This window comes from Streptomyces sp. NPDC048473 (genome assembly GCF_043200155.1).
Lineage (GTDB): Bacteria > Actinomycetota > Actinomycetes > Streptomycetales > Streptomycetaceae > Streptomyces.
In genome coordinates this window covers 3,059-4,408 of sequence record NZ_JBICXE010000135.1, presented here as the reverse complement: position 1 = coordinate 4,408, position 1,350 = coordinate 3,059, and the positions used below count along the sequence as shown (strand labels likewise).

Annotated in this window: 1 protein-coding gene; it reads left to right on the top strand. The window is 62.6% G+C overall.

What is annotated here, in order from left to right; genetic code table 11:
* Nucleotides 1-135: 135 nt before the first annotated feature.
* Nucleotides 136-1,350, top strand: a 1,215-nt coding sequence (locus ACGFU7_RS47560; RefSeq protein ID WP_393705007.1) for an AAWKG family protein, incomplete at its 3' end; no start/stop codon positions are given.

Genomic DNA, 1,350 nt, shown 5'->3' with positions numbered 1-1,350 from the left:
CCCGGGGGCGGGTGGGGGGCGTATTATTCCCCGACGTAAACATGTTTATTCTCGTCCGCGCGCGGCGGGGCCCCCCCCCCGCCCCCGGCCCCCCCCCACGCCGGCAGTGCAGGTAGTCCTCTTGGAGCCCCCACCATGGCCGTTGATAACTGGGAACACATCCTCCACCTGGTGACGGGCTGGACGTTGCCGGAACGTTCGGAGATCACAGGCGCCAAAGGCGACAGCGGCATTCCGTGGATGAACGTAAGTATCAAGGAGATCGGAAACAGCCTTTCGCCCACGAACAGCCTTGGCGAAATGGGCGCTACGTTCCAGTTCTACACCGGCAAGGGCAACTCCGTCGGCATGTACCAGGCAGATATCAGCTATACGGATATTTCCCTGGGCAAGCAGTTCTGGACACGCACCGACTTCGCTCTCTCGAACTTGCTCAACAATCACACGACGGTCGGATTGGCCGATCCGGTGGGTGGCGCGCCGGCGGGCACCGGTGGCGTCGATATGCATACCTTCTCAAAGGTGGCCGCGTCCTTCGACGCGGCAGGCGATTTCTTCGCCAATCGTACAGAGATCCTGAAACAGTGGCTGGAGAGTCTGGGGGACGAGCAGGCTGCCTGGAAGGGAAAGGCAGCCAGCGTCTTTTGGAATCTGCTGGACGATCTGCACAGTAAGTACGAGAATTTCACTGCGCAGTTGCGGCCGCCGGGTTTCCAGCCGCAGAACCACTCGCTTGCGAACCCGGGCTATCAGACCACAACGCTGCACGGTGACTCGCTTATCGGGGCGGAGCTTTCCCTACACAATGCGATTCAGAAACTGTACGACCAGTACAATAAATTCTTCTGGCAGCAGGCCCAGCCGATCTCCTACACGATGGCGGACGGCTCGTCCGCGTCACAGAATCTTCCCGCGGACCCGCGGGACATCATGAATCAGCTGATGGCGGACATCGCCAACTGGATCACGGGCCACAACTGGAACCACGTCACCTACACGTCGAGCGGCCAGGGCGGATACAACGGTCACGGGACCGCGCCCACGTGGGGCACGTCGGACGGTTTCTCCTCCAGCCCGTCGTGGGGCAATCTGCAGGACACCTCGACCTGGTCGGCCATCGCGAATGAGGCGGTACGCCGGTGGACGACCAACGTGCAGACCAATCTTGACACCCCAGCAGTGCCGGTGGTGACCGAACTCCAGCAGAACTGGACCCGGGTCCTCGACCCCAACTGGAACACCCGCTTCGCGTTCGAGGACAGGGCCACCGGCGGTGGCCAGTCGGTCACCGGCTTGCCGGACGTAACGAGCCTGGGCCCGAACGGCCTGCCCACGGGCACCAACCCCGGC